Here is a 20,163-nt window from a genome sequence, read left to right as displayed (position 1 = left end):
AGGATAGCCCCTGGGTGCCGGGGCGGCTACCACTCCAGCTTGTAGCCCACGCCGTAGATCGACTGGATCGGCTCCTGGCCCGGCGCCGCCTGCTCCAGCTTGCGCCGCAGGTTCTTGACGTGACTGTCCACGGTGCGGTCGGTGACCACGCGGTGGTCGCTGTACAGGCGGTCGATCAGCTGGTCGCGCGAATACACCCGCCCCGGGTGCTCGTTCAGCGCCTTGAGCAGGCGGAACTCCACGGGCGTGAGGTCCAGCTCGACCTGGTTGAAGCGCGCCTTCCAGGTGCTTTCATCCAGCTGCAGGCCGGCGTCGCTGGCCGCGCGCGGGCGCCGGCGGAGGATGGCGCGCACCCGGGCCACCACTTCACGGGGGCTGAAGGGCTTGCAGATGTAGTCGTCGGCGCCCACGTCCAGGCCCAGCAGGCGGTCCACCTCCTCCACCCGCGCGGTGATCATCACCACCGGCACGTCGCTGAAGGCGCGCAGCTGGCGGCACACCGCCACGCCGTCCTGGCCGGGCAGCATCAGGTCCAGCAGGATCAGGTCGGGCATGGCCGCGCGCACCGCGGGCAGCACCTGCAGGCCGTCGCCGATGCATTGCACCTGGTGGCCGGCGGCGCTCAGGTAGTCGCGCAGCAGCGCCGCCAGCTTGGGTTCGTCTTCTACTACGAGGACGTGTGCAGGTAGGTCTTCGATGCTCATGCTTGCTCCAGGGGCAACACGATGGCCAGCCACAGCCCGCCCATGGGCGAAGGCTGCGCAGTTAGCGTACCACCGTGGGCCTCGACGATGGCGTGGCAGATGGCCAGGCCCAGGCCGGCGCCGCCGCTGGCGCGGTTGCGCGAGGCTTCGCCGCGGTAGAAACGCTCGAACAGGCGTGGCAGGAATTCAGGGCTGACGCCGGGGGCGGTGTCCATGAAGTCGATGTGCACCCGGCCGCCTTCGGCGATGGCGCTGACTCGCAGCTGGCCGCCGGCCTGGGTGTAGCGCAGGCTGTTTTCCAGCAGGTTGTTGAACAGCTGCTGCAGGCGGCCTTCGTCGCCCAGCACCTGGATGGGCCCGCGATGGGCCTGCAGGTCCAGGCGAATGTCATGGCTGGCGAAGCGCTCGCGGAAGATGGCGGCGCACTGGCCCAGGGCGTCGACCACGTCCATGGAGTGCTTGCGGTAGGACAGCGCGCCGACGTCGGCCAGGGACAGCTCGTAGAGGTCGTTGATCAGCTTGCCGAGCATGCCCACCTCTGCCAGCAAGGACTGCAGCGATTCGCCGTCGAGCTTGCGCACGCCGTCTTCCAGCGCTTCCAGCTCGCCGCGCAGCACCGACAGCGGCGTGCGCAGTTCGTGGGAGACGTCGGCCATGAATTCGCGGCGCATGCGCTCGTTGCGCTCCAGGGTCAGGGCCAGTTGGTTGAAGTCGCGGGCCAGCAGGCCGACCTCGTCGTCGCTGTCCACCGCCACCCGCTCGCTGTAGGTGCCCGCGGCCAGCCGGTGGGTGGCGGCGGCCACCTGGCGCACCGGGCCCAGCAGGCGCCGCGACACCCACCAGACAATCAAGGCGGCGAGCATCAGCGCGACCATGGCGACGATCAGGCTGGAGGCGATCTGCTGGCGCATGAAGCGCTCGCCGCCGGCCTCGGTGACGCTTTGCAGCGGCGTGGTGGCCAGCCAGCCGACGGTCTTGCCAGCGACCACCACGGGCACGCGCAGGGCGTCGTCGCTGACGTCGTCGAAACCCATCACGCGCTGGTTGTCGGTGTCCAGCAGGGTGATGCGGAACACTGCACCGGTCAGGTCGGAGGTGGGGGTGAAGCGCACCACGTCGTCGGCAGTCGGCGCGTCGGGGCGCACCAGCTGGAACCAGGCGTGGGGCTGGTTGCGCAGAAAGTCCCAGCTGCCGTGCTCGCGGTAGGCCTGCACGAAGCGTGGCTGGGCGTCGCGGGTGCGCTGCTCGGCCAGTTCGTTGATATAGCCAAGGAACCCGCGGGTAAAGCTGAAGCCGTTGGCGAAGGCCATGGCCAGCACCACCAGGATCATGGTGGTCATCAGGGCCAGGAACAGTTTGGTGGACAGGCGGGTTTTCATCGGGCGGGCACACGGGAGTCGCTGGAGCCGTGTATTTAAGGCGCGCCGGGGGGATGGGTGCAAGGGTTGCGGGGCAAAGTTCGCATTTGCTGCACATTTGCCACACCACGCCGTAGCCGCTGCCGCAGGCTGCGCTGGCCCTTGCGTACGCTGAAGATCTTCAGTGCATGCGAGGGCCAGCGCAGCCTGGCGGCAGCGGCTACGGGGTGCGGTGCATCAGGCCTTCAGGGTGGCCATGTCGATGACGAAACGGTACTTCACATCACCCACGATCATGCGCTCGAACGCTTCGTTGATGTTGCGGATGTCGAGCATCTCGATGTCACAGGTGATGCCGTGCTCGGCGCAGAAGTCCAGCACTTCCTGGGTCTCGGCGATGCCGCCGATCAGCGAGCCGGCCAGCACGCGGCGTTGCAGCACCAGGTTGGCAGCGTGCAGCGGCGGCGACACCGGCTCGATCAGGCCCACCAGGATGTGCACGCCGTCGAAGGTCAGGGTCTGCAGGTAGGGGTTGAGGTCGTGCTGCACCGGGATGGTGTCCAGCAGGAAGTCGAAACGCCCGGCGGCAGCGGCCATCTGCGCCTCATCGGTGGAGACGATGACGTGGTCGGCGCCCTGCTTGCGTGCCTCGGCGGCCTTGCTGGCGGAACGGGTGAACACGGTCACTTCGGCGCCCAGGGCCTTGGCGAACTTGATGCCCATGTGGCCCAGGCCACCCATGCCCAGGATGCCGACCTTGTGGCCAGCGCCCACGCCGTGGTGCTTGAGCGGCGAGTAGGTGGTGATGCCGGCGCACAGGATCGGCGCGGCAGCAGCCAGGTCCATGCCCTCGGGAATGCGCACCACGAACTCTTCACGCACCACGATGTGGTCGGAGTAGCCGCCCATGGTGTTGGTGCCGTCGATGCGGTCCGGGGTGGCGTAGGTCATGGTCGGGCCGGCCTGGCAGTACTGCTCCAGGTCCTTGCGGCAGGCCGCGCACTGCTGGCACGAGTCGACCATGCAGCCCACGCCCACCAGGTCGCCGACCTTGTAGTTGCGCACGGCCGGGCCCACGGCGGTGACCTTGCCGACGATTTCGTGGCCAGGCATCAGCGGGTACACGGCAATGCCCCACTCGTTGCGGGCCTGGTGCAGGTCGGAGTGGCACACGCCGCAGTACAGGATATCGATGCTGACGTCGTTGGCGCGCGGGTCGCGGCGTTCGAAGGCCAGTGGCGCCAGGGGCGTGGTGGGGGTAAGTGCGGCGTAACCCAGAGCTTTAGACATGCGGTACCTCTTTTGCGATAACAGGGCACAAGCCCTTAAAGCGGCGGCATTGTCCGGATTCAGGCGCCCCGGGGCCATGGGTGATCCTGCGCGATGCATGCCTATTCCTCCGGAAGCCCCCGCAGGCGGGCAAAAATTTGCGATCATGGCACCCTGACTGTCATCACCACTGCGGAACCCTTCATGTCACCCACCTGCCACCTGGACGCCAATGCCCGTCTGGTGTCCCTGCTCCAGCCCCTGGCCCACTGCGACGGCTTCCTGCCCACGGCCATCGACGGCCTGCGCGTGGTCAGTTCCCACGGCAACGCCGCCCGTTGCCCACAGATCTACGACCCCAGCCTGATGATCATTGCCCAGGGCAGCAAGATCGCCTACCTGGGCGAGCGTGCGCTGGAGTACGGCGCCGGCCACTACCTGGTGCAGGCGCTGCCGGTGCCGTTCCAGTACGAGACCTTCGCCACCGAGCAATTGCCGCTGCTGGGCGTGAGCATTCCCATCGACCGCCTGGTGCTGGGTGAGCTGGTGCTGGCCATGGGGCCAGCCGAGCATCAGGTGCAGACGCCCTCCTCGATGGTCAGCGCCGAGCTGGACGAGGACATGCGCTGCGCCGTGGAACGCCTGCTGGAGTGCCTGCACGACCCGCAAGCCTGCCGCATCCTGGGCCAGTCGCGCCTGCGCGAGGTGCTGTTCGCCGCCCTGCGCGGGCCCCAGGGCGGGGTGCTGCGCGCGCTGGTGGAGCAACAGGGGCAGTTCGCGCGCATTGCCGGCGCCCTGACCTGGCTGCACAGCCATTTCGATCAACCGCTGCAGGTGGATGAACTGGCGCGCCGGGCCAACATGAGCGCCTCGACCTTCCACGAGCATTTCAAGCGCGCCACCATGGCCTCGCCCATCCAGTACCTCAAGCAGCTGCGGCTGATCAAGGCACGCTCGATGCTGGTGGCCGAAGGCATGAGCGTCAGCCAGGTGGCGCACCGCGTGGGCTACCAGAGCAGTTCGCAGTTCAGCCGCGAGTACAAGCGCTACTTCGCTCGCAGCCCGGCCCAGGAACGCCTGCCGCGCGCCGAGGCGCTGGCCAATTGAAACGGCCCACCGGGCGCTGCGTGAAGTCCCACGCCACGCTGCGATAGCGGCCACAAAAACGCCGGGCACGCGCCCTTATGCTGGCGGGATGATCCTCCTCCCCCGACACAAGGACGTGCCCATGAAAGCCTTTCCCCTCCCCTCGGCGCGCGTGCGCGCGCTGCTCGTCGCCGGGCTTATCGGCTTGCTGCCGGTGCTCAGCGGCATGCTGGTGCTGCGCTGGCAGGTGACCCGCACCTTCGAATTCCAGGCCCAGCATGTGGCTGGCGAAGCCGTGCGCCAGCTGGACAGCATGATTGACCAGGCCGCCCAGAGCGCCCAACGCCTGATGCCACTGGCGGGCAAGCCCTGCAACGCCGCGGTGATCCAGGCGATCCTGCAGGAAGTCACCATCGAGCCCTACGTGCGCTCGGCCAACCTGGTGCGCAACCACGACGCCTACTGCAGCTCGTTCTACGGCGCCTACAAGCGGGCGGTGGAGCCTGGCGAATACTTCAACCGTCACCTGCTGTTGCGCGCCAGCAACCCGGTGACCCCGAACGAGGCATCGCTGGTGTACCGGCTGTACGAACACCCGCTGGGCGTGCGCACGGTGATCGACGGCCGCACGCTGGCCGAGGCGCTGCGGCTGATCCAGGGCGACACAGTGCTGATCATGCAGGTAGGCAACGCGTTCCTGTGGGGCGACAGCAGCATCCAGGATGGCGAGATTCCCGACCACCAGGCGCATCACACCTCGCAGGTGTCGGAACGCCATGGCTACCGGGTGCACAGCGGGTTCTCGCCGGAGAAGGCCTGGGAGCTGTGGAGGATACAGGGACTGTCGACCCTGGGCGGGTTGTTGTTGCTGGGGGTGCTGACCGGCGGCGTGTGCCATTGGCTGTTGCGCCGCCAGCAGCGTCCGTAGCAGCGGCCGCCAGGCCGCGTCCGCGTGCACCGTGGATCGGGGTTATTCGGTGCTTAGCACGCCGCGCTCGATCTGGTCGCGCTCGATGGATTCGAACAGCGCCTTGAAGTTGCCCTCGCCGAAGCCGTCGTCGCCCTTGCGCTGGATGAACTCGAAGAACACCGGGCCCATCAGGGTCTGCGAGAAGATCTGCAGCAGCAGGCGCTGGTCACCCGGCTGCGACGAGCCGTCCAGCAGGATACCGCGCGCCTGCAACTCGCCCACCGGCTCGCCGTGGCCGGGCAAGCGGCCCTCGAGCATCTGGTAGTAGGTGTCGGGCGGCGCGGTCATGAAGCGCATGCCAATGGCCTTCAACGCGTCCCAGGTCTGCACCAGGTCGTCGGTGAGGAACGCCACGTGCTGGATGCCCTCGCCGTTGAACTGCATGAGGAACTCCTCGATCTGCCCGGCGCCCTTGGACGATTCCTCGTTCAGCGGGATGCGGATCAGGCCGTCGGGCGCGGTCATGGCCTTGGAGGTCAGGCCGGTGTATTCACCCTTGATGTCGAAGTAGCGGATCTCGCGGAAGTTGAACAGCTTCTCGTAGAACCCGGCCCAGTAGGCCATGCGCCCGCGGTAGACGTTGTGGGTCAGGTGGTCGATGACCTTGAGGCCCGCGCCCACGGGGTGGCGGTCCACGCCCGGCAGCCAGTTGAAGTCGATGTCGTAGATGGAGCTGCCCTCGCCGAAGCGGTCGATCAGGTACAGCGGCGCGCCGCCGATGCCCTTGATGGCCGGCAGGCGCAGCTCCATGGGCCCGGTGGCGATCTCGATGGGCTGGGCGCCCAGTTCCAGGGCGCGGGCGTAGGCCTTGTGGGCGTTGGCCACGCGGAAAGCCATGCCGCACACCGACGGCCCGTGCTCGGCGGCAAAGTACGACGCCAGGCTGTGCGGCTCGTTGTTGAGGATCAGGTTGATGCTGCCCTGGCGGTACAGGTGCACGTCCTTGGAGCGGTGCTCGGCCACCTTGGTGAAGCCCATGATCTGGAAGATCGGCTCAAGGGTGCCAGGGGTGGGCGAGGCGAATTCGATGAACTCGAAGCCCATGAGGCCCATGGGGTTGTCGTAGAGATCGGCCATGATGTGTTTCCTCGTGCAGGCAGTGCGCTAAAAACGAAAGAGGGTGTCGTTCGGTCAGGCACGTGCACGGGGTGGCGCGCAGGAGATGCCCCGCACGCTGCGGGCGAGAAAATCACCAAAAATCAATTTGAACCCGAGTCGCTTCATGTGGACCCATTCCCCGCCGGTTTATTCTTATATGCGTAACTTGATTCTACAACGCGTAATTCGATTTGTCCCGCCCTGGTTTCCCGGTCGGGGTAACAGCACATTGCGTCGGGATTTGCCGGGCAAGCCGGCAAAAATTGCCTATGGTTGAATCTACCCGCGTCCACAACAGGTGTCATGCCATGGAAATCGAAACGCTATTCGCCGATCTGCACAGCCTGCCCAGCATTCCCAAGGTGGCGCAAGACCTGATCCAGCAGTTCGACAGCCCCTCAACCAGCCTCGAAAGCGTGGCCCGCAATATCGAGAAAGACCCGGTGATCGCCGCCAAGATCCTGCGCCTGGCAAACTCCGCGCGCTTTCGCGGCGCCCGTGAGTCGGCCAGCATCGAGGACGCCGCGCTGCGCCTGGGCTTCAACACCCTGCGCACCCTGGTGCTGGCCTCGGCCGTGACCGGTGCCTTCAAGGCCAGCGCCAACTTCGACCTCAAGGGCTTCTGGCTCAAGAGCTTCCAGGTGGCCGGCATCTGCCGCCTGCTGGCCAAGCAGGCCGGGCTGGACGCCGAGACCGCGTTTACCTGCGGGGTGATGCACAACATCGGCGAGCTGCTGATCCAGACCGGCGCGCCCATGGTGGCGGCGCAGATCAACCACGCCCACAAGGCCGGCAACGCCGGCCGCGCGGCCAGCGAAACCCTGCACCTGGGCTTTGGCTACCCCGAGGTGGGTGCCGAGTTGGCGCGGCGCTGGCAGCTGCCGGTGAGCATCCAGCACGCCATCGCCTACCAGGCCCGTCCCGTGCAGGCCCCGCCGCCCGCCGAGCTGCCACGCGTGGTGGCCCAGGCCATCGCCATCTCCGACGCCCTGCAGGCCAGCGGCGGCGACACCGACGACGCCCGCGAGGCCGTGGACGGCCCGCTGCTGGAGGGCCTGGACCTGGACGCGCTGTTCAGCGCCCTGCCGGCGGTGCTGGAAGCTGACAAGGCGTTTGCCGAGTTGTTGACCTGAGGGGCCCTGTGGGAGCGGGCTCTGCCCGCGAAAGCCACACTGCGGGGAAACAGTCCGACCGCAGTGGTCTTTTCGCGGGTAGAACCCGCTCCCACAAAGGCGTCCGCCGGCAAAAAAGGAATGTTTCGGCGCCCCCGGGGTCAGAGGTTGTGACGACCTCAATCACCGGGAGTACAGGATGAAAATCACGACATGGACCGCGATGGCGGTCGTGGTGGCAAGTCTGAGTGGCGTGGCGGGGCTGGCCCAGGCGGCGCAACCCACGGAGCCGGCGGTGCAGATACCCGGCACCGACACCGGCCAGTTCAAGGTCGGCGACAAGATCCCCGACCACTTCCGCCGCGATTCCGAAGAGGTGAAGAACTGGCAGGCCCACGGCCTGTCGGCCCCCGACGAGGACAAGAGCCACTGGGTGCGGGTGAACGACAAATACGTGCTGGTGCAGTTGAGCAACAGCGTCATCGAGAAAATCGTGCCGGTGAAAAAATAAGCCCCTGCGGGGGCTTTTTCGCAGGCAACAAAAAACCCGCCGAAGCGGGTTTTCTTCAAGACCATCCAACTCCTTGTCGGCAGCCCTCCGGGCCAATGGTCGATCTTCCCTGATCCCGCTGCACTCCTGTGCAGCAGTTGATGGATCCAAGTCTACGCAGGGTGAGAATTTTCCCATAGAGGAGATTCCCGCCGGCCCGTGTAAGCATTCTCCTACACGCTGTACGCCAGCCCCGGCAAGAAAGATTGGACGCTAACGATTCACTTCCTTAACCTTGCCAGCCTGTCCGGCACACCAAGGTTTCCGCTGCTCATGTCTTCTGTGTTGAATGTCCTGTTGCCCATTTTCGCGCTGATCCTGGTGGGCTATGTCTGCCGCCGCACCAACCGCCTGGGCCCCACCGCTGCCTCGGAGATCAACCGCATGGTGGTGTGGCTGTGCCTGCCGGCGCTGTTGTTCACCTCCACCGCCACGGCCACCTGGGAGCAGATCTGGCACCCCGGCTTCGTCGCCACCTTCACCCTGGGTACCCTGGCGATGTTCGTGCTGACCCTGGCGCTGCGCTGGAAGAAGGCCGGGCACTTCGCCGACGCCAGCATCGACGCCCTCAGCGCGTCCTACGCCAACACCGGCTACATCGGCATTCCCCTGTGCGTGATGGTGCTGGGCGGCAGCGGCCTGGAGCCGGCGCTGATCGCCTCGCTGCTGGTGGTGTGCGTGCTGTTCGGCCTGGCCCTGGTGTGCATCGAGATTGGCCTGCAGAGCGAAGCCCAGGTGCACCGCATCGTGTTGAAAGTGCTGGTGGCGCTGGCCAAGAACCCGCTGGTGGTGTCGCCGATCCTCGGCGCCTGCTGGGCCATGACCGGCGCGCCGCTGCCGGCGCCGGCGAGCAAGTTCCTGAGCCTGCTGGGCGCAGCCACCACGCCCTGCGCGCTGATTTCCCTGGGGCTGTTCCTGGCGCAGAAACAGCAAGGCCCCCGCCAGGGGACCTCGCTGCTGGTGCTGATCAAGCTGGTGGGCCACCCCTTGCTGACCTGGTTCCTGGCCTACAAGGTGTTCCACCTGCCGCCGCTGTGGGCGCATTCGGCGCTGCTGCTCAGCGCCCTGCCCACCGGCACCGGGCCGTTCATGCTGGCCGAGTACTACAAGCGCGAGGCCTCGGTGGTGTCCAGCACCATCCTGATCTCGACCCTCGGTTCGCTGCTGACCCTGTCGATCTGCCTCTACGTCATAAACAACTGACGCCTCAGCCCTTCAGGGCGACCGCCACCGCCTCGGCCACCGGGGTGGTGGGCCGGCCGATCAGGCCGCTCAGCACTTTACTGTCATCGAACAGCGCGCCCTTGGCCGCTGCTGCGTCGGAGTTGGCCAGCAGGTCGGCGATCGGCTCAGGCAGGCCTACTTGCACCAGGACGGCCTTGTAGTCGGCCTCCGGCAGGTTGTTGTAGGGCACGTTTTTACCAGCCTGGCGCGACACCTCGGCAGCCAGCTCGGCCAGGGTGTAGCTGTTGTCGCCAGCCAGTTCGTAGGTCTTGCCCACGTGGCCTTCGCTGGTCAGCACCACGGCGGCGGCCTCGGCGTAGTCGGCGCGGGCAGCAGAGGCGATGCGCCCTTCCCCGGCGGCGCCCAGCAGGGCGTCATGGGCCACGGCGGCCGGCACGCCGGCGCTGTAGTTCTCGTTGTACCAGCCATTGCGCAGCAGCACATGGGGCACGCCGCTGGCGGCCAGCGCCTGTTCGGTCTGCTGGTGTTCGGCAGCCAGGCCCAGGGCCGAGCCGGTGGCGTGCAGCACGCTGGTGTAGGCCACCAGCTTGACGCCGGCCTGCTTGGCGGCGTTGATGACGGCCTGGTGCTGGGCGGCGCGCTTGCCCAGTTCGCTGGACGAAATCAGCAGCAGCTTGTCCACGCCCTGCAGGCCTACCACCATGGCTTCGGGCTGGTCATAGTTGAATTCACGCACGGCCACGCCCAGGTCGCCGGCCTTTTCCGGGTGACGGGCCAGGGCGATGATTTGGTCGGCGGGCACACGCTTGAGCAGCGCAGCGATAACCAGACGACCCAGCTGACCGGTGGCACCAGTGATTGCGATCATGACGATTTACCTTGGCAAGTGATGAAAGAGCGATCACCCTATAGCCTAAGCTAACGAAAAGTAAGTACGCACAAAAAGGTAAGTATGAAATGAGCGATTCATTCTCCGCCCAGGCGCGCCGGGGCGAACTGATGGACGCCAATTGCCCCTCGCGCGACGTGCTCAAGCATGTCACCAGCCGCTGGGGGGTGTTGGTGCTGGTGATTCTGGCGGGCGGCATGCACCGCTTCAGCGACTTGCGGCGCAAGATCGGCGGGGTCAGCGAGAAGATGCTGGCGCAGACGCTGCAAGGCCTGGAAGGCGACGGGCTGGTGCTGCGCACCTCGCTGCCGGTGGTGCCGCCCCATGTGGAATACCGCCTGACGCCCTGGGGCGAGGAAGCGGCCGCCCTGGTGGGCGGCCTGGCGGACTGGATCGAGCGCACCTTGCCGCAGATCATGGCGCACCGGGCGGCGGCCGATATCGAGTAGCGCCCCGTGTAGCCGCTGCCGCCAGGCTACGCTGGCCCTCACGTACACCACACATCTGCGGCGTGGCTGCCGGCCAGCGCAGCCTGCGGCAGCGGCTACGGGGCGAACCTCAGAACTTGAACCGCGACACCAGCCCGTCGAGGTTGCCGGCCAGCTGCGCCAGGTCGCGGGTGGCTTCGCGGGACTGCTCGGCGCCCTCGGCGGCGCGGCTGGCGAAGTCGCGGATGTTGAGCAGGTTGCTGTCCACCTCGCGGGCCACCTGGGCCTGTTCCTCGGTGGCGCTGGCGATCACCAGGTTGCGCTCCATGATCTGCTCCATGGCCTGGGTGATGCCCTGCAACGCCTGGGCGGCGCCATCGGCGATGCCCAGGGTGGCGTCGGCGCGCTGGGCGCTGGTGTGCATGGCCTGCAGCGCCAGGTCGGAGCCGCTGCGCATGCCCTGCACCATGGTTTCGATCTCCAGGGTCGACTGCTGGGTGCGGTGGGCCAGGGCCCGCACTTCGTCGGCGACCACGGCAAAACCACGCCCCGATTCACCGGCGCGCGCCGCCTCGATGGCCGCGTTCAGCGCCAGCAGGTTGGTCTGCCCGGCGATGGCGCCGATCACGTCCAGCACCGTGCCGATAGCCTGGGAGCGCTCGGCCAGGGCGCTGACCTGGGCCGCGGTGGCCTGCAGGTCGCTGCGCAGTTGTTCGATGCTGGCGCGGGTGTCGGCGACCTGCCCCTGACCCTGGCGCGCCACCTGGTTGCAGTCGCGGGTCGAGTCGGACGTGGACACCGCATGGCTGGCCACCTCGTCCACCGCCGCGCTCAGCTGGGTAACGGCGGTGGCGGCCATGTTCACTTCTTCGCTTTGCCGGTGCATGCCGTCGCTGCCGGCCTCCGAGGCCTGGCGCAGGGCGTGCAGGGAAGATGCCAGGGCGCTGGCGCTGGTGGAGATTTCACCCAGGGTCTGGCGCAATTGCTGCTGCATGGCCGCCAGCGCGGTCAGCAGGCGCCCGGCCTCGTCGCTGCCGTCGGCCTTGATCGGCTGGCTGAGGTCGCCGCCGGCAATGCGCTCGGCCGCGGCCAGGGCGGCGTTCAGCGGGGTGACGATGCTGCGGGTGAGGATCAGCGCCAGGCTGATGGTGGCCAGCGCCGCCAGGCCGATGAACACCAGGATCACCGTGCGCGACCGCGCGTACTGCTCGGCCGAGCCCTGGGTTTCGTTGCCGATGCCGGCGCTGTAGTAGTCGGCCAGCTCATTGAGCTGGCTGCCGGAGTCATCCACCAGCGGCTTCATGTCCACCAGCAGCAGCTTCAACAGGCCGGCGCGGTCGCCCTGCCCGGCCAGCACGAACGAGCGTTGCAGGGCGCTGTTGTAGCCGTTGAGCGACTGCTCGAAGCGGGCAAAGATCGCCTGCTCCTGGGGCGTGTTCACCCGTGGCCGGTAGCCCTGCAGTTTCGCCTGCAGGTCGTTGAGGCGGGTGTCCATCTGGCTGCGGTAGCTGGTGATGCTGGTGGGGTCGGTGTCCAGCGCCATGCGCAGGGAGATGGTGCGGATGCGCAGCATGATTTCGCGGATGTCACTGACCGCCCGCAGGCTGGGCACCCAGTCGTTTTCAGTGGCCACCTGGCCCTGGCGAATATTGGCCATCTGCCCCAGGGCAAAGAACCCCAGCAGGGCCACCAGGGCGGCGATCAGGGAGAAGCCGGTCAAGGCGCGGGGGGCAACACCGATGTTTCTTATTAGCATGAACGTGTCCCGAGGCAGGTGAGTAATGGCCAGTGGCCAAATCCTGCCTAGTTATCGTACATCACAGTGCAATCTGTAGCCCTGAATGCAAATATTCTCCGATGGAATACCCGTCTTTACTCACGGACCTGCGATTGCACAAGCCTCATCATGGTTGTACGATGTCCGTCAACATCAAGCCGTTAGTGCTTTCTCAGAACAATCTGAAGAACCAGGAGATCACGATGTCCACCCTTCTCGGCCACAACTTCATTGCCGGCAGCCGCAGCGCCCAGGGCAGCAAGCGCCTGCAGAGCCTGGACGCCACCACCGGCGAGGCCCTGCCGTTCGAATTCATCCAGGCCACCGAAGCCGAAGTCGACGCCGCCTGCCTGGCCGCCGACAGCGCCTTCGCCGAATTCCGCCACCTGAGCCCGGCCCGTCGCGCCGAATTCCTCGAGGCCATCGCCGACGAAATCGACGCCCTGGGCGACGACTTCGTGGCCATCGTCTGCCGCGAAACCGCCCTGCCCGCCGCCCGCATCCAGGGTGAGCGTGGCCGTACCAGCGGGCAGATGCGCCTGTTCGCCAAGGTGCTGCGCCGCGGCGACTTCCTCGGCGCGCGCATCGACCTGGCCCTGCCCGACCGCAAGCCGCTGCCACGCGTGGACCTGCGCCAATACCGCATCGGCGTAGGCCCGGTGGCCGTGTTCGGCGCCAGCAACTTCCCGCTGGCCTTCAGCACCGCCGGTGGCGACACCGCCGCCGCGCTGGCATCCGGTTGCCCGGTGGTGTTCAAGGCCCACAGCGGCCACATGGCCACCGCTGACCAGGTGGGCTGCGCGATCATCCGCGCGGCCGAGAAGACCGGCATGCCCAAGGGCGTGTTCAACATGATCTTCGGCGGCGGCGTGGGCGAGTGGTTGGTCAAGCACCCGGCCATCCAGGCCGTGGGCTTCACCGGTTCGCTGAGCGGCGGCAACGCCCTGTGCAAGATGGCCGCCGAGCGCCCGCAGCCGATTCCGGTGTTCGCCGAGATGTCGAGCATCAACCCGGTGGTCTTGTTGCCCGAAGCCCTGGCCAGCCGCGGCGAGACCGTGGCCAAGGACCTGGCGGCCTCGGTGGTGATGGGCTGCGGCCAGTTCTGCACCAACCCGGGCCTGGTGATCGGCGTCAGCTCGCCAGCCTTCACCGCGTTCCTGGGCCAGCTGCAAACGCAGATGGCCGCCCAGGCGCCGCAGACCATGCTCAACGCCGGCGGCCTGCGCAGCTACAGCCAGGGCCTTGCGCACTTGCTGGCCCACCCGGGTGTCACCCACCTGGCTGGTGAGGCCCAGTCGGGCAACCAGGCGCGGCCGCAGCTGTTCAAGGCTGACGTGTCGCTGTTGCTGGAAGGTGATGAACTGCTGCAGGAAGAAGTGTTCGGCCCGGCCACCATCGTCATCGAGGCCAAGGACGATGCCCAGCTGAAAGCGGCCCTGCAGGGCCTGCGCGGCCAGTTGACGGCCACGCTGATCGGCGAGTCCGCCGACCTGGTCGCCTACCAGTGGCTGGTGCCGCTGCTGGAGCAGAAGGTCGGGCGTATCCTGGTCAACGGCTACCCCACTGGCGTGGAAGTGTGCGAAGCCATGGTACATGGCGGCCCGTACCCGGCCACCTCCGACTCCCGCGGCACCTCGGTGGGCACCCTGGCCATCGACCGTTTCCTGCGCCCGGTGTGCTACCAGAACTACCCGCAGGAGCTGCTGCCTGAAGCACTGCGCAACAGCAACCCGCTGGGCCTCAAGCGCCTGGTGAACGGCGAGTGGAGCGACGCCGCGCTGTAGCGCAAAACCCCGTAGCAGCTGCCGAAGGCTGCGTCCACGGCCCACCTGCAGCATCGTGGGGTCGGTGACGCGGCCTTTGGCCGCTGCTACAGGGGTCGCAATTGTGTTGAGGTTTGATAGGCCAAGGCCAGGCGCGCCTGGCTTTCCAACGCCCCATAGGGCATCTCCACACTCACCTGCACATCCTTCGGCAACGCCGCCAGCAACCCGGCCAGCGGCAATTGCCCCTGCCCGGGTGGCAGGCGCCCTTCCCGTGCTTCAGTGATGATCAGCGCTTCAGGCGGCGCCAACAACGGCGCGTCGCACAACTGCACCGCACGCAGCCAGCGCGGGTCGATATCGGCCAGCATTGCCACGTCGCCCCCACTGCGGAACAGGTGCAACGCATCCACCAGGATACCGCCGTTGGCCTGCCCTGCCCCTTCCACGATCTGCCGCGCCTGGGCCAGGTTGCCCACCGCGCGCCAGCGCATGAATTCCAGGTCCACCCGCAGGCCGAAATCCACCGCCAGCTCGCACAGGTGCGCGTAGTGGTCGGTCAGGCGCGAGAACTGCGGGTCGTCGCCGGACACCGTTAAGCTGACCGCGCCCAGGTCAGCACCGGCTTCCAGCAGCGGCAGGCAGGCCGCCACGTCGACGCCGGGTGTCAGTTCGACGAACTCGATGTCGCTGACAGCCATGCCTTCGGCGTCCAGCAGCACCTTCAAGGCCTGCCGCGCCGCGGCGTCCAGCGGGTAGCACAAGCCGCCCGGCGTGGCCGGGTGCAGGCGCAGGCCCACGGCAGAAAAACCGGCCCCCGCGGCCTGGCGAACCAGGTCGGCGGGGGCCAGTTGCAGCGCGGTCAGGTGAGCCACGCCAAGGGCCATCAGTAGGTGGCCCTGCCGCCGCTGAGGTCAAACACGAAGCCGGTGGTGAAGCTGCACTCGGGGCCGGCGATCCAGGTCACCATGTTGGCGATTTCCTCGATCTGCAGGAAGCGCCCCATGGGGATCTTGGCCTTGCTGGCGGCGATGTGCTCGGCGGTCATTTCGGCCATCAGGCCGGTTTCCACCATGGCCGGGGCAATGCAGTTGAGCAGAACGCCGTCCTGGGCCAGTTCCTTGGCCGCCGACTTGGTGAAGGCAATGACGCCGGCCTTGGCCGCCGAATACGCCGAGATGTACTGCACGCCGTCCTTGCCGGCCATGGAGGCGACGTTGACGATGCGCCCGTACTTGCGTTCACGCATGTGCGGGATGGCGGTGCGGCAGCAATAGAACACGCCGGTCAGGTCGATGGCCAGCACCTGGTCCCAGGCCTCCACCGGGTAGTTCCAGCTTTCCACCACCGGGCCGTTGATGCCGGCGTTGTTGACCAGAATGTCGACGCGGCCCAGCTGCGCCACCACCTCGGCGAAGGCAGCTTCCACCGACGCCAGCGACGCCACGTTCACCGACTGGCGCAGGGCCGGGGTGAAGCCGTTGGCGCTGGTGTCCCAGTTGTCGACGTTGAGGTCCCAGATCACGATGTTGGCGCCCGCCTGGCGCAGGCGCTTGGCGATGCCCAGGCCGATGCCGCGCATGCCGCCGGTGATGATGGCCGTCTGGCCTTCCAGGTGTTGACTCATGAAAACGCTCCTTTCAAAGGTTCGGGATATCGGGCAGACGCTTGAGGTCTTGCACCATGAACAGGTAGCAGGCGGCGCCGAACAGCGTCACCAGCGAGATAAAGGCCATGGCCCAGACGAACGAGCCGGTCAGGGTCACGATAATGCCGATCACCAGCGGAATGACGATGCCGGCGGCGTTGGCAAACAGGTTGAACAGGCCGCCGCTCAGGCCGATCAGGCCCTTGGGGGCGATGTCGGAGACAATCATCCAGGCCAGCGACGACATGCCCTGGGCGAAATAGGCCACGCACAGGATGGCGATCACCAGGGCGTCGGAGGCCACGTAGTTGGCCAGCACGATCACCGAGGCCATCAGCAAACCGGTGATCACCGGCAGCTTGCGCGCCACGTTCAGCGAGATCCCGCGGCGCAGCATGGCGTCCGACAGCCAGCCGCCGAACAGCGTGCCCACCGAGGCGGCAATGAACGGCAGCACCGCCACCCAGCCCACTTTCAGCCACGGCATGTGGCGCTCGGTGACCAGGTAGGTGGGGAACCAGGTGAGGAAGAACACGTTGGTGGAGTTGCAGGCGAACTGGCCCAGGCAGATGCCCAGCATGTTGCGTTGCTTGAGCAGTGCCGGAATCTGCGACCAGGCAAAGCGCGTGGCCTTCTGGCTGCCGTCCACCACGCCACCGCCCTCGGCGATGTAGTCCAGTTCGGCCTGGTTGGCCTGGGTCGACTCGTGGGGCTCATGGAATTTGCGCCACCACACCAGCCCGTACAGCACGCCCACGGCGCCCACCGACATCAGCATGAAGCGCCAGCCGTAGGCGTGCAGCACCCAGAACAGCAACGGCGTGAGGAACGCCAGGCCGCAGTACTCGGCCAGGGTGTAGATGCTGGTGGCCCGCGCCCGCTCGCTCTGCGGGAACCAGATGGCGACCACGCGGCTGTTGGTGGGGAAGCACGGCGCTTCGGTGGCGCCGATCAGCAGGCGGATGCCCAGCAGCGAGGCGAAGCCGGTGGCCAGGCCCTGCAGGCCGGTGAACAGCGACCACAGGGTCAGCGCCAGCCAGTAGGTGAGCTTGGTGCCCAGGCGGTCCAGGAGGATGCCGCCAGGAATCTGCGCGGCGGCGTAGGTCCAGGAGAACGCCGAGAAAATCAGGCCCATCATGGCCGCGTTCAAGCCCAGGTCAGCGCTGATGCTGGGGGCAGCGATGCCCATCACGCTGCGGTCCAGGTAATTGATCAGGGTGCCCCCGGCGATCAACCCCAGGATCATGAAGCGGGTGCGGCTGCGCGCGGCCACGGCGGGGGCGGCGTACGCGGGAAGTTCAAGTTTGCTGTCGACACTCATGGCGGGTACCTCATCTTGTTTTTGTTAGTGCACAGGCATCCTTGCCGCCGGCAAATCAGCAGAACCCGAACAGGCGCCGCGGCGTCTCCCACATCACGGTGCGGCGCACGGCCACGTCGGGCATGAACTGCTCGGCCAGCTTCAGCAGCGGGCCGTAGTCGACGCGCTGCTGCATGCGCAGGAACGGCCAGTCCGACCCCCACACACAGTTATCCGCGCCGAAGGTTTCCAGCAGCGCCTGCACATAGCCCACGGTGTCCTCGAACACCGTGTCCATGGGCGCGAACTTCTGCATGCCGGAGATCTTCACCGTGGCCCGCCCGCGCTCGGCCAGGCGCAGCAGCGCCTGGAAGCCGGGCTGGTACAGGCCGTGCTCGATCTCGGGGCGGCCGCAGTGGTCGATCAGCAGGCGCACGTCGCTCTGGTCAATCAGTTCCAGCAATTGCACCAATTGGTCGCCCACGGTCTGGATCTGCGCGAACATGCCCAGCTCAGCCAGCTTGGGCAGCAGCGCCTCGGCGCCGGCCATCACCGTCAGGCCCTCGGTGGCCGGGTTGAAGGCCACGCCCACCACGCCCTTGGCCTGGTAGCTGGCCAGGGCCTCCAGGCTGATGTCGTGGTCAACCACCACCACGCCCTTGTAGCGCCCCTGCCCTGCGGCCAGCGCCGACAGCAGCAGGCGGTTGTCGCCGCGGTAGCCGCTGGTGGGCTGCACCAGCAGCGCGTGCTGCACGCCGTAGGCGTCCAGCACCCGGTCGAACTGGTTGAGGGTGCCGATCTCCTGCCCGGCGGGGCGGTAGATCGTGTTGGCCAGGTAAGGGAAATTGGCCGGGTCGAACAGGTGGTTGTGGCAGTCGATCTTCGGTTCGTCGTAGATGCTCATTGCACGGCCTCCCAGCCACCGCTGCGCTGCGAGGCAAACAGCGCTTCAAGGGTACGCAGGGTCGCCAGGGCATCTTCGATGGGCCAGCTGGGCACGTCGTCGCCCAGCAGCTTGCGCGAGAAGCGTTCGATCTGCAGTTGGTAATGGTTCACCGGTTCAAAGCTCAACACTTCGCTGGGGAAGGCGCCGACGCTCAGGTGGTCGCCGATCTGCAGGTGGCAGGCGCTGGGCCGCGCGTGGGCGCAGGGGAAATCGAAATTCACCCAGCCGGTGGCGCCCAGCACCGCCAGGCGCTGGTGCGTGCCCCAGCCGTCGGGCCCGGCCTGGGTGGCCACGGTGAGCGCGGCGTGGCAGTCGCCGTAGTCGAGCAAGGCGCTGGACAGCCGGTCGATGCCGAACACCGGGTCGTACTCCAGCGCCGCGATCACGCGTTTTGGCGAGCGCTTGAACACCAGGTTGCAGGCGCTGACCGCGTACACGCCCAGGTCATAGAGGGCGCCGCCACCGGCCGTGGGGTCGTTGCGGATGTCGGCCGGGTCGAGAAACTGCTTGGCCAGGGTGATGTGCGCGGCGCGCACCGCACCCAGGGTGCCTTGCACGCTGGCCTGCTCCAGCGCCGCCCACTGCGGGTGGTTGCGGAAGGCCAGGCCTTCCTCGATGTGCAGGCCGGTGCGGTCGCGCACCTGGCACAGCTGCTGCACCTGGGCGGCGCTCAGGCACAGGGGCTTCTCGCACAGCACGTGCTTGCCGGCTTCGAGGGCGCGTACCGCCCAGTCGAAATGCAGCTGGTTGGGCAACGGCACGTACACCGCGTCCACCGCCGGGTTGGCCAGCAGGTCATCGTAGCTTGCGTGCAGATGGGGAATATCGAAGCGTTCGGCCACCTCGCGGCCCTTGCTCGCGTCGCGGCTGGCCAGCGCCACCAGGCGGGCGCTGGGGGCCAGGAGCATGGCGGGCATGGTGCGTTCGGTGGCGATGTTGGCGGCGCCGAGCACGCCCCACTGGATAGTCCTGGCCATGGCCGGTCACCCTTGTTGTTATGAATGGCGCCAGACTACAAAAATACCCCCGCGATGGCTCATACTCAGATGGCGCAAACCATAACCAAAGGTTAAGACATGCCCCTGCTCCCTGCCGAAGGCCCTGAACCGGGCAACATGGCCTTCAAGCTGCGCCACATGGAAGTGTTCCGCGCGGTGATGCTCACCGGCTCCATCAGCGGCGCGGCGAAGATGCTCTACGTCTCGCAGCCGGCGGTGAGCAAGCTGATCGCCTACGTCGAGAGCCGCCTGGCGCTGCGCTTGTTCGACCGCGTCAACAACCGCCTGGTGCCCACCAGCGAGGCCCAGGCGCTGTACCGCGAGGTGGAGCGCGTGTACCAGGCGGCGCTGTGGGTGAACGAGTGCGCGCAGTCCCTGGCCACCACGCCCAACCGCCAGCTACGGGTGTGCTGCAGTGCCTCGCTGTCCACGGTAGTGCTGCCCCATGCCCTGGCCGAGCTCAAGCGCCAGGTGCCGGCCATGCACATTGAATGGCGCACCATTCTGATGAGCGAGATGCCGGTGCAGATCCTCGGCAAGAAGGTCGACCTGTCGATCTCGGCGCTGCCGGTGGTGCACGACCACCTGTATTCGCTGCCGTTCATGCGCGGGCGCATGGTCTGCGTGCTGCCGCCGGGGCACGCGCTGGAAAGCCAGCCGGTGATCGACATGGCCCACCTGGCCCGCGAGCCGCTGCTGCTGTTCCGCCCCGACATCCCGTTCGGCAAGCTGATCAGCGACGCCATCGAGCGTAGCGGCGTGGCGCTGAACTCGTTCCTGGATTTCACCAACGCGCCGGAGGCGGTGGCGCTGGTGAAACAAGGGCTGGGGGTGACCATCATCGACGAGTTCGTGGCCCAGGACAGTGGCCTGGTGGTGAAGCCGCTGGCGGAAGAGATCGGCTTTGATATCAGCTTCGTGTTCTCGCGCTTCGACCCGCTGCCCGAGGCGGCGCGGCGGATGATGCAGGTGCTGCTGGACCAGGCACAGCGCCTGGGGCGCCAGATCCCCGGCTTCAACTGGCCCGCCTGACGCCCACATTTTCATGTGGGAGCGGGCCGCTGCTACACTGGCCGGGTCTG

At 67.0% G+C, this 20,163-nt stretch carries 18 protein-coding genes and 2 pseudogenes; 8 read left to right on the top strand and 12 right to left on the bottom strand.

The features are described from left to right. Positions 1 to 26: 26 nt before the first annotated feature. The 3 genes from AC0J42_RS12020 to AC0J42_RS12010 form a co-directional block, all read right to left on the bottom strand. On the bottom strand, positions 27 to 704 hold the full coding sequence (locus tag AC0J42_RS12020; RefSeq protein ID WP_416423767.1) for a response regulator: 678 nt from the start codon (positions 702 to 704) through the stop codon (positions 27 to 29). Next, positions 701 to 2,083, bottom strand: a complete 1,383-nt coding sequence (locus AC0J42_RS12015; protein ID WP_416423766.1) for an ATP-binding protein — start codon at positions 2,081 to 2,083, stop codon at positions 701 to 703. The genes AC0J42_RS12020 and AC0J42_RS12015 overlap by 4 nt, the downstream gene beginning before the upstream one ends. Before the next feature lie 216 nt (positions 2,084 to 2,299). Continuing rightward, entirely contained in the window at positions 2,300 to 3,352 is a 1,053-nt protein-coding gene (locus AC0J42_RS12010) for an NAD(P)-dependent alcohol dehydrogenase (protein ID WP_416423765.1), read from the bottom strand. A 183-nt stretch (positions 3,353 to 3,535) separates the two neighbouring features. On the opposite strand from AC0J42_RS12010, the gene AC0J42_RS12005 reads away from it, so the two are divergent. Further along, positions 3,536 to 4,438, top strand: coding sequence for an AraC family transcriptional regulator (locus AC0J42_RS12005; RefSeq protein WP_416423764.1), 903 nt, complete (start codon positions 3,536 to 3,538; stop codon positions 4,436 to 4,438). Between the two features lie 121 nt (positions 4,439 to 4,559). Then, positions 4,560 to 5,345, top strand: a complete 786-nt coding sequence (locus AC0J42_RS12000; protein ID WP_473006296.1) for a CSS-motif domain-containing protein — start codon at positions 4,560 to 4,562, stop codon at positions 5,343 to 5,345. A 42-nt stretch (positions 5,346 to 5,387) separates the two neighbouring features. Here AC0J42_RS12000 and hppD read toward each other — a convergent pair whose 3' ends face one another. Next, on the bottom strand, positions 5,388 to 6,464 hold the full coding sequence (hppD, locus tag AC0J42_RS11995; RefSeq protein ID WP_416423762.1) for a 4-hydroxyphenylpyruvate dioxygenase: 1,077 nt from the start codon (positions 6,462 to 6,464) through the stop codon (positions 5,388 to 5,390). Positions 6,465 to 6,793: 329 nt separating this feature from the next. On the opposite strand from hppD, the gene AC0J42_RS11990 reads away from it, so the two are divergent. The 3 genes from AC0J42_RS11990 to AC0J42_RS11980 all read left to right on the top strand — a co-directional run bounded on the left by AC0J42_RS11990 (position 6,794) and on the right by AC0J42_RS11980 (position 9,350). Then, positions 6,794 to 7,618 (top strand): HDOD domain-containing protein, encoded by an 825-nt coding sequence (locus AC0J42_RS11990; protein ID WP_416423761.1) that lies wholly within the window; start codon positions 6,794 to 6,796, stop codon positions 7,616 to 7,618. Positions 7,619 to 7,796: 178 nt separating this feature from the next. Further along, entirely contained in the window at positions 7,797 to 8,108 is a 312-nt protein-coding gene (locus AC0J42_RS11985) for an RcnB family protein (protein WP_473006295.1), read from the top strand. A gap of 312 nt (positions 8,109 to 8,420) precedes the next feature. Further along, positions 8,421 to 9,350 carry an AEC family transporter gene (locus AC0J42_RS11980; protein WP_416423759.1) on the top strand — a complete coding sequence of 310 codons (930 nt, stop codon included), beginning with the start codon at positions 8,421 to 8,423 and terminating at the stop codon, positions 9,348 to 9,350. A gap of 4 nt (positions 9,351 to 9,354) precedes the next feature. Here the strand turns inward: AC0J42_RS11980 and AC0J42_RS11975 are convergent, their stop codons facing one another. Next, positions 9,355 to 10,200 carry an SDR family oxidoreductase gene (locus AC0J42_RS11975; RefSeq protein WP_473006294.1) on the bottom strand — a complete coding sequence of 282 codons (846 nt, stop codon included), beginning with the start codon at positions 10,198 to 10,200 and terminating at the stop codon, positions 9,355 to 9,357. 89 nt (positions 10,201 to 10,289) lie between these two features. Between AC0J42_RS11975 and AC0J42_RS11970 the strand changes: the two genes are divergently transcribed. Then, a complete protein-coding gene (locus tag AC0J42_RS11970; protein ID WP_473006293.1) occupies positions 10,290 to 10,670 on the top strand; it encodes a winged helix-turn-helix transcriptional regulator in 381 nt (126 codons plus the stop codon). A gap of 109 nt (positions 10,671 to 10,779) precedes the next feature. On the opposite strand, the pseudogene AC0J42_RS11965 reads toward AC0J42_RS11970, so the two are convergent. Together AC0J42_RS11965 and AC0J42_RS11960 are read right to left on the bottom strand one after the other, a co-directional pair. Then, a pseudogene (locus AC0J42_RS11965) lies at positions 10,780 to 11,376 on the bottom strand (methyl-accepting chemotaxis protein); the annotation flags it as partial. 306 nt (positions 11,377 to 11,682) lie between these two features. Next, positions 11,683 to 12,405: pseudogene (locus tag AC0J42_RS11960) on the bottom strand (MCP four helix bundle domain-containing protein); the annotation flags it as partial. Positions 12,406 to 12,629: 224 nt separating this feature from the next. Between AC0J42_RS11960 and AC0J42_RS11955 the strand changes: the two are divergent. Next, on the top strand, positions 12,630 to 14,210 hold the full coding sequence (locus AC0J42_RS11955; protein ID WP_416423756.1) for an aldehyde dehydrogenase (NADP(+)): 1,581 nt from the start codon (positions 12,630 to 12,632) through the stop codon (positions 14,208 to 14,210). 86 nt (positions 14,211 to 14,296) lie between these two features. Here the strand turns inward: AC0J42_RS11955 and AC0J42_RS11950 are convergent, their stop codons facing one another. The 5 genes from AC0J42_RS11950 to AC0J42_RS11930 are packed head-to-tail and all read right to left on the bottom strand — an operon-like array spanning position 14,297 to position 19,060. Continuing rightward, positions 14,297 to 15,079, bottom strand: coding sequence for a sugar phosphate isomerase/epimerase family protein (locus tag AC0J42_RS11950; RefSeq protein WP_473006848.1), 783 nt, complete (start codon positions 15,077 to 15,079; stop codon positions 14,297 to 14,299). Beyond that, positions 15,076 to 15,816 carry an SDR family NAD(P)-dependent oxidoreductase gene (locus AC0J42_RS11945; RefSeq protein ID WP_416423755.1) on the bottom strand — a complete coding sequence of 247 codons (741 nt, stop codon included), beginning with the start codon at positions 15,814 to 15,816 and terminating at the stop codon, positions 15,076 to 15,078. The genes AC0J42_RS11950 and AC0J42_RS11945 overlap by 4 nt, the downstream gene beginning before the upstream one ends. A 13-nt stretch (positions 15,817 to 15,829) precedes the next feature. Beyond that, entirely contained in the window at positions 15,830 to 17,158 is a 1,329-nt protein-coding gene (locus AC0J42_RS11940; protein WP_416423754.1) for an MFS transporter, read from the bottom strand. A gap of 55 nt (positions 17,159 to 17,213) precedes the next feature. After that, a complete protein-coding gene (locus tag AC0J42_RS11935) occupies positions 17,214 to 18,041 on the bottom strand; it encodes an amidohydrolase family protein (RefSeq protein WP_416423753.1) in 828 nt (275 codons plus the stop codon). After that, positions 18,038 to 19,060: a Gfo/Idh/MocA family protein gene (locus tag AC0J42_RS11930; RefSeq protein WP_473006292.1), complete on the bottom strand. Its 1,023-nt coding sequence runs from the start codon at positions 19,058 to 19,060 to the stop codon at positions 18,038 to 18,040. Before AC0J42_RS11930 ends, AC0J42_RS11935 begins: the two co-directional genes overlap by 4 nt. A gap of 99 nt (positions 19,061 to 19,159) precedes the next feature. Here AC0J42_RS11930 and AC0J42_RS11925 point away from each other — a divergent pair, with 99 nt between their 5' ends. Beyond that, positions 19,160 to 20,113, top strand: a complete 954-nt coding sequence (locus AC0J42_RS11925; protein WP_473006291.1) for a LysR family transcriptional regulator — start codon at positions 19,160 to 19,162, stop codon at positions 20,111 to 20,113. Positions 20,114 to 20,163: the final 50 nt, after the last annotated feature.

It is taken from the genome of Pseudomonas sp. Tav-5-1A (genome assembly GCF_055755055.1).
This window is presented reverse-complemented; position numbering and strand designations above follow the sequence as displayed.

Coding starts and splice junctions, on each gene's coding strand:
- AC0J42_RS12020 (WP_416423767.1), bottom strand. CDS start 704: ATGAGCATCGAAGACCTACCTGCACACGTCCTCGTAGTAGAAGACGAA.
- AC0J42_RS12015 (WP_416423766.1), bottom strand. CDS start 2,083: ATGAAAACCCGCCTGTCCACCAAACTGTTCCTGGCCCTGATGACCACC.
- AC0J42_RS12010 (WP_416423765.1), bottom strand. CDS start 3,352: ATGTCTAAAGCTCTGGGTTACGCCGCACTTACCCCCACCACGCCCCTG.
- AC0J42_RS12005 (WP_416423764.1), top strand. CDS start 3,536: ATGTCACCCACCTGCCACCTGGACGCCAATGCCCGTCTGGTGTCCCTG.
- AC0J42_RS12000 (WP_473006296.1), top strand. CDS start 4,560: ATGAAAGCCTTTCCCCTCCCCTCGGCGCGCGTGCGCGCGCTGCTCGTC.
- hppD (WP_416423762.1), bottom strand. CDS start 6,464: ATGGCCGATCTCTACGACAACCCCATGGGCCTCATGGGCTTCGAGTTC.
- AC0J42_RS11990 (WP_416423761.1), top strand. CDS start 6,794: ATGGAAATCGAAACGCTATTCGCCGATCTGCACAGCCTGCCCAGCATT.
- AC0J42_RS11985 (WP_473006295.1), top strand. CDS start 7,797: ATGAAAATCACGACATGGACCGCGATGGCGGTCGTGGTGGCAAGTCTG.
- AC0J42_RS11980 (WP_416423759.1), top strand. CDS start 8,421: ATGTCTTCTGTGTTGAATGTCCTGTTGCCCATTTTCGCGCTGATCCTG.
- AC0J42_RS11975 (WP_473006294.1), bottom strand. CDS start 10,200: ATGATCGCAATCACTGGTGCCACCGGTCAGCTGGGTCGTCTGGTTATC.
- AC0J42_RS11970 (WP_473006293.1), top strand. CDS start 10,290: ATGAGCGATTCATTCTCCGCCCAGGCGCGCCGGGGCGAACTGATGGAC.
- AC0J42_RS11955 (WP_416423756.1), top strand. CDS start 12,630: ATGTCCACCCTTCTCGGCCACAACTTCATTGCCGGCAGCCGCAGCGCC.
- AC0J42_RS11945 (WP_416423755.1), bottom strand. CDS start 15,816: ATGAGTCAACACCTGGAAGGCCAGACGGCCATCATCACCGGCGGCATG.
- AC0J42_RS11940 (WP_416423754.1), bottom strand. CDS start 17,158: ATGAGTGTCGACAGCAAACTTGAACTTCCCGCGTACGCCGCCCCCGCC.
- AC0J42_RS11935 (WP_416423753.1), bottom strand. CDS start 18,041: ATGAGCATCTACGACGAACCGAAGATCGACTGCCACAACCACCTGTTC.
- AC0J42_RS11930 (WP_473006292.1), bottom strand. CDS start 19,060: ATGGCCAGGACTATCCAGTGGGGCGTGCTCGGCGCCGCCAACATCGCC.
- AC0J42_RS11925 (WP_473006291.1), top strand. CDS start 19,160: ATGCCCCTGCTCCCTGCCGAAGGCCCTGAACCGGGCAACATGGCCTTC.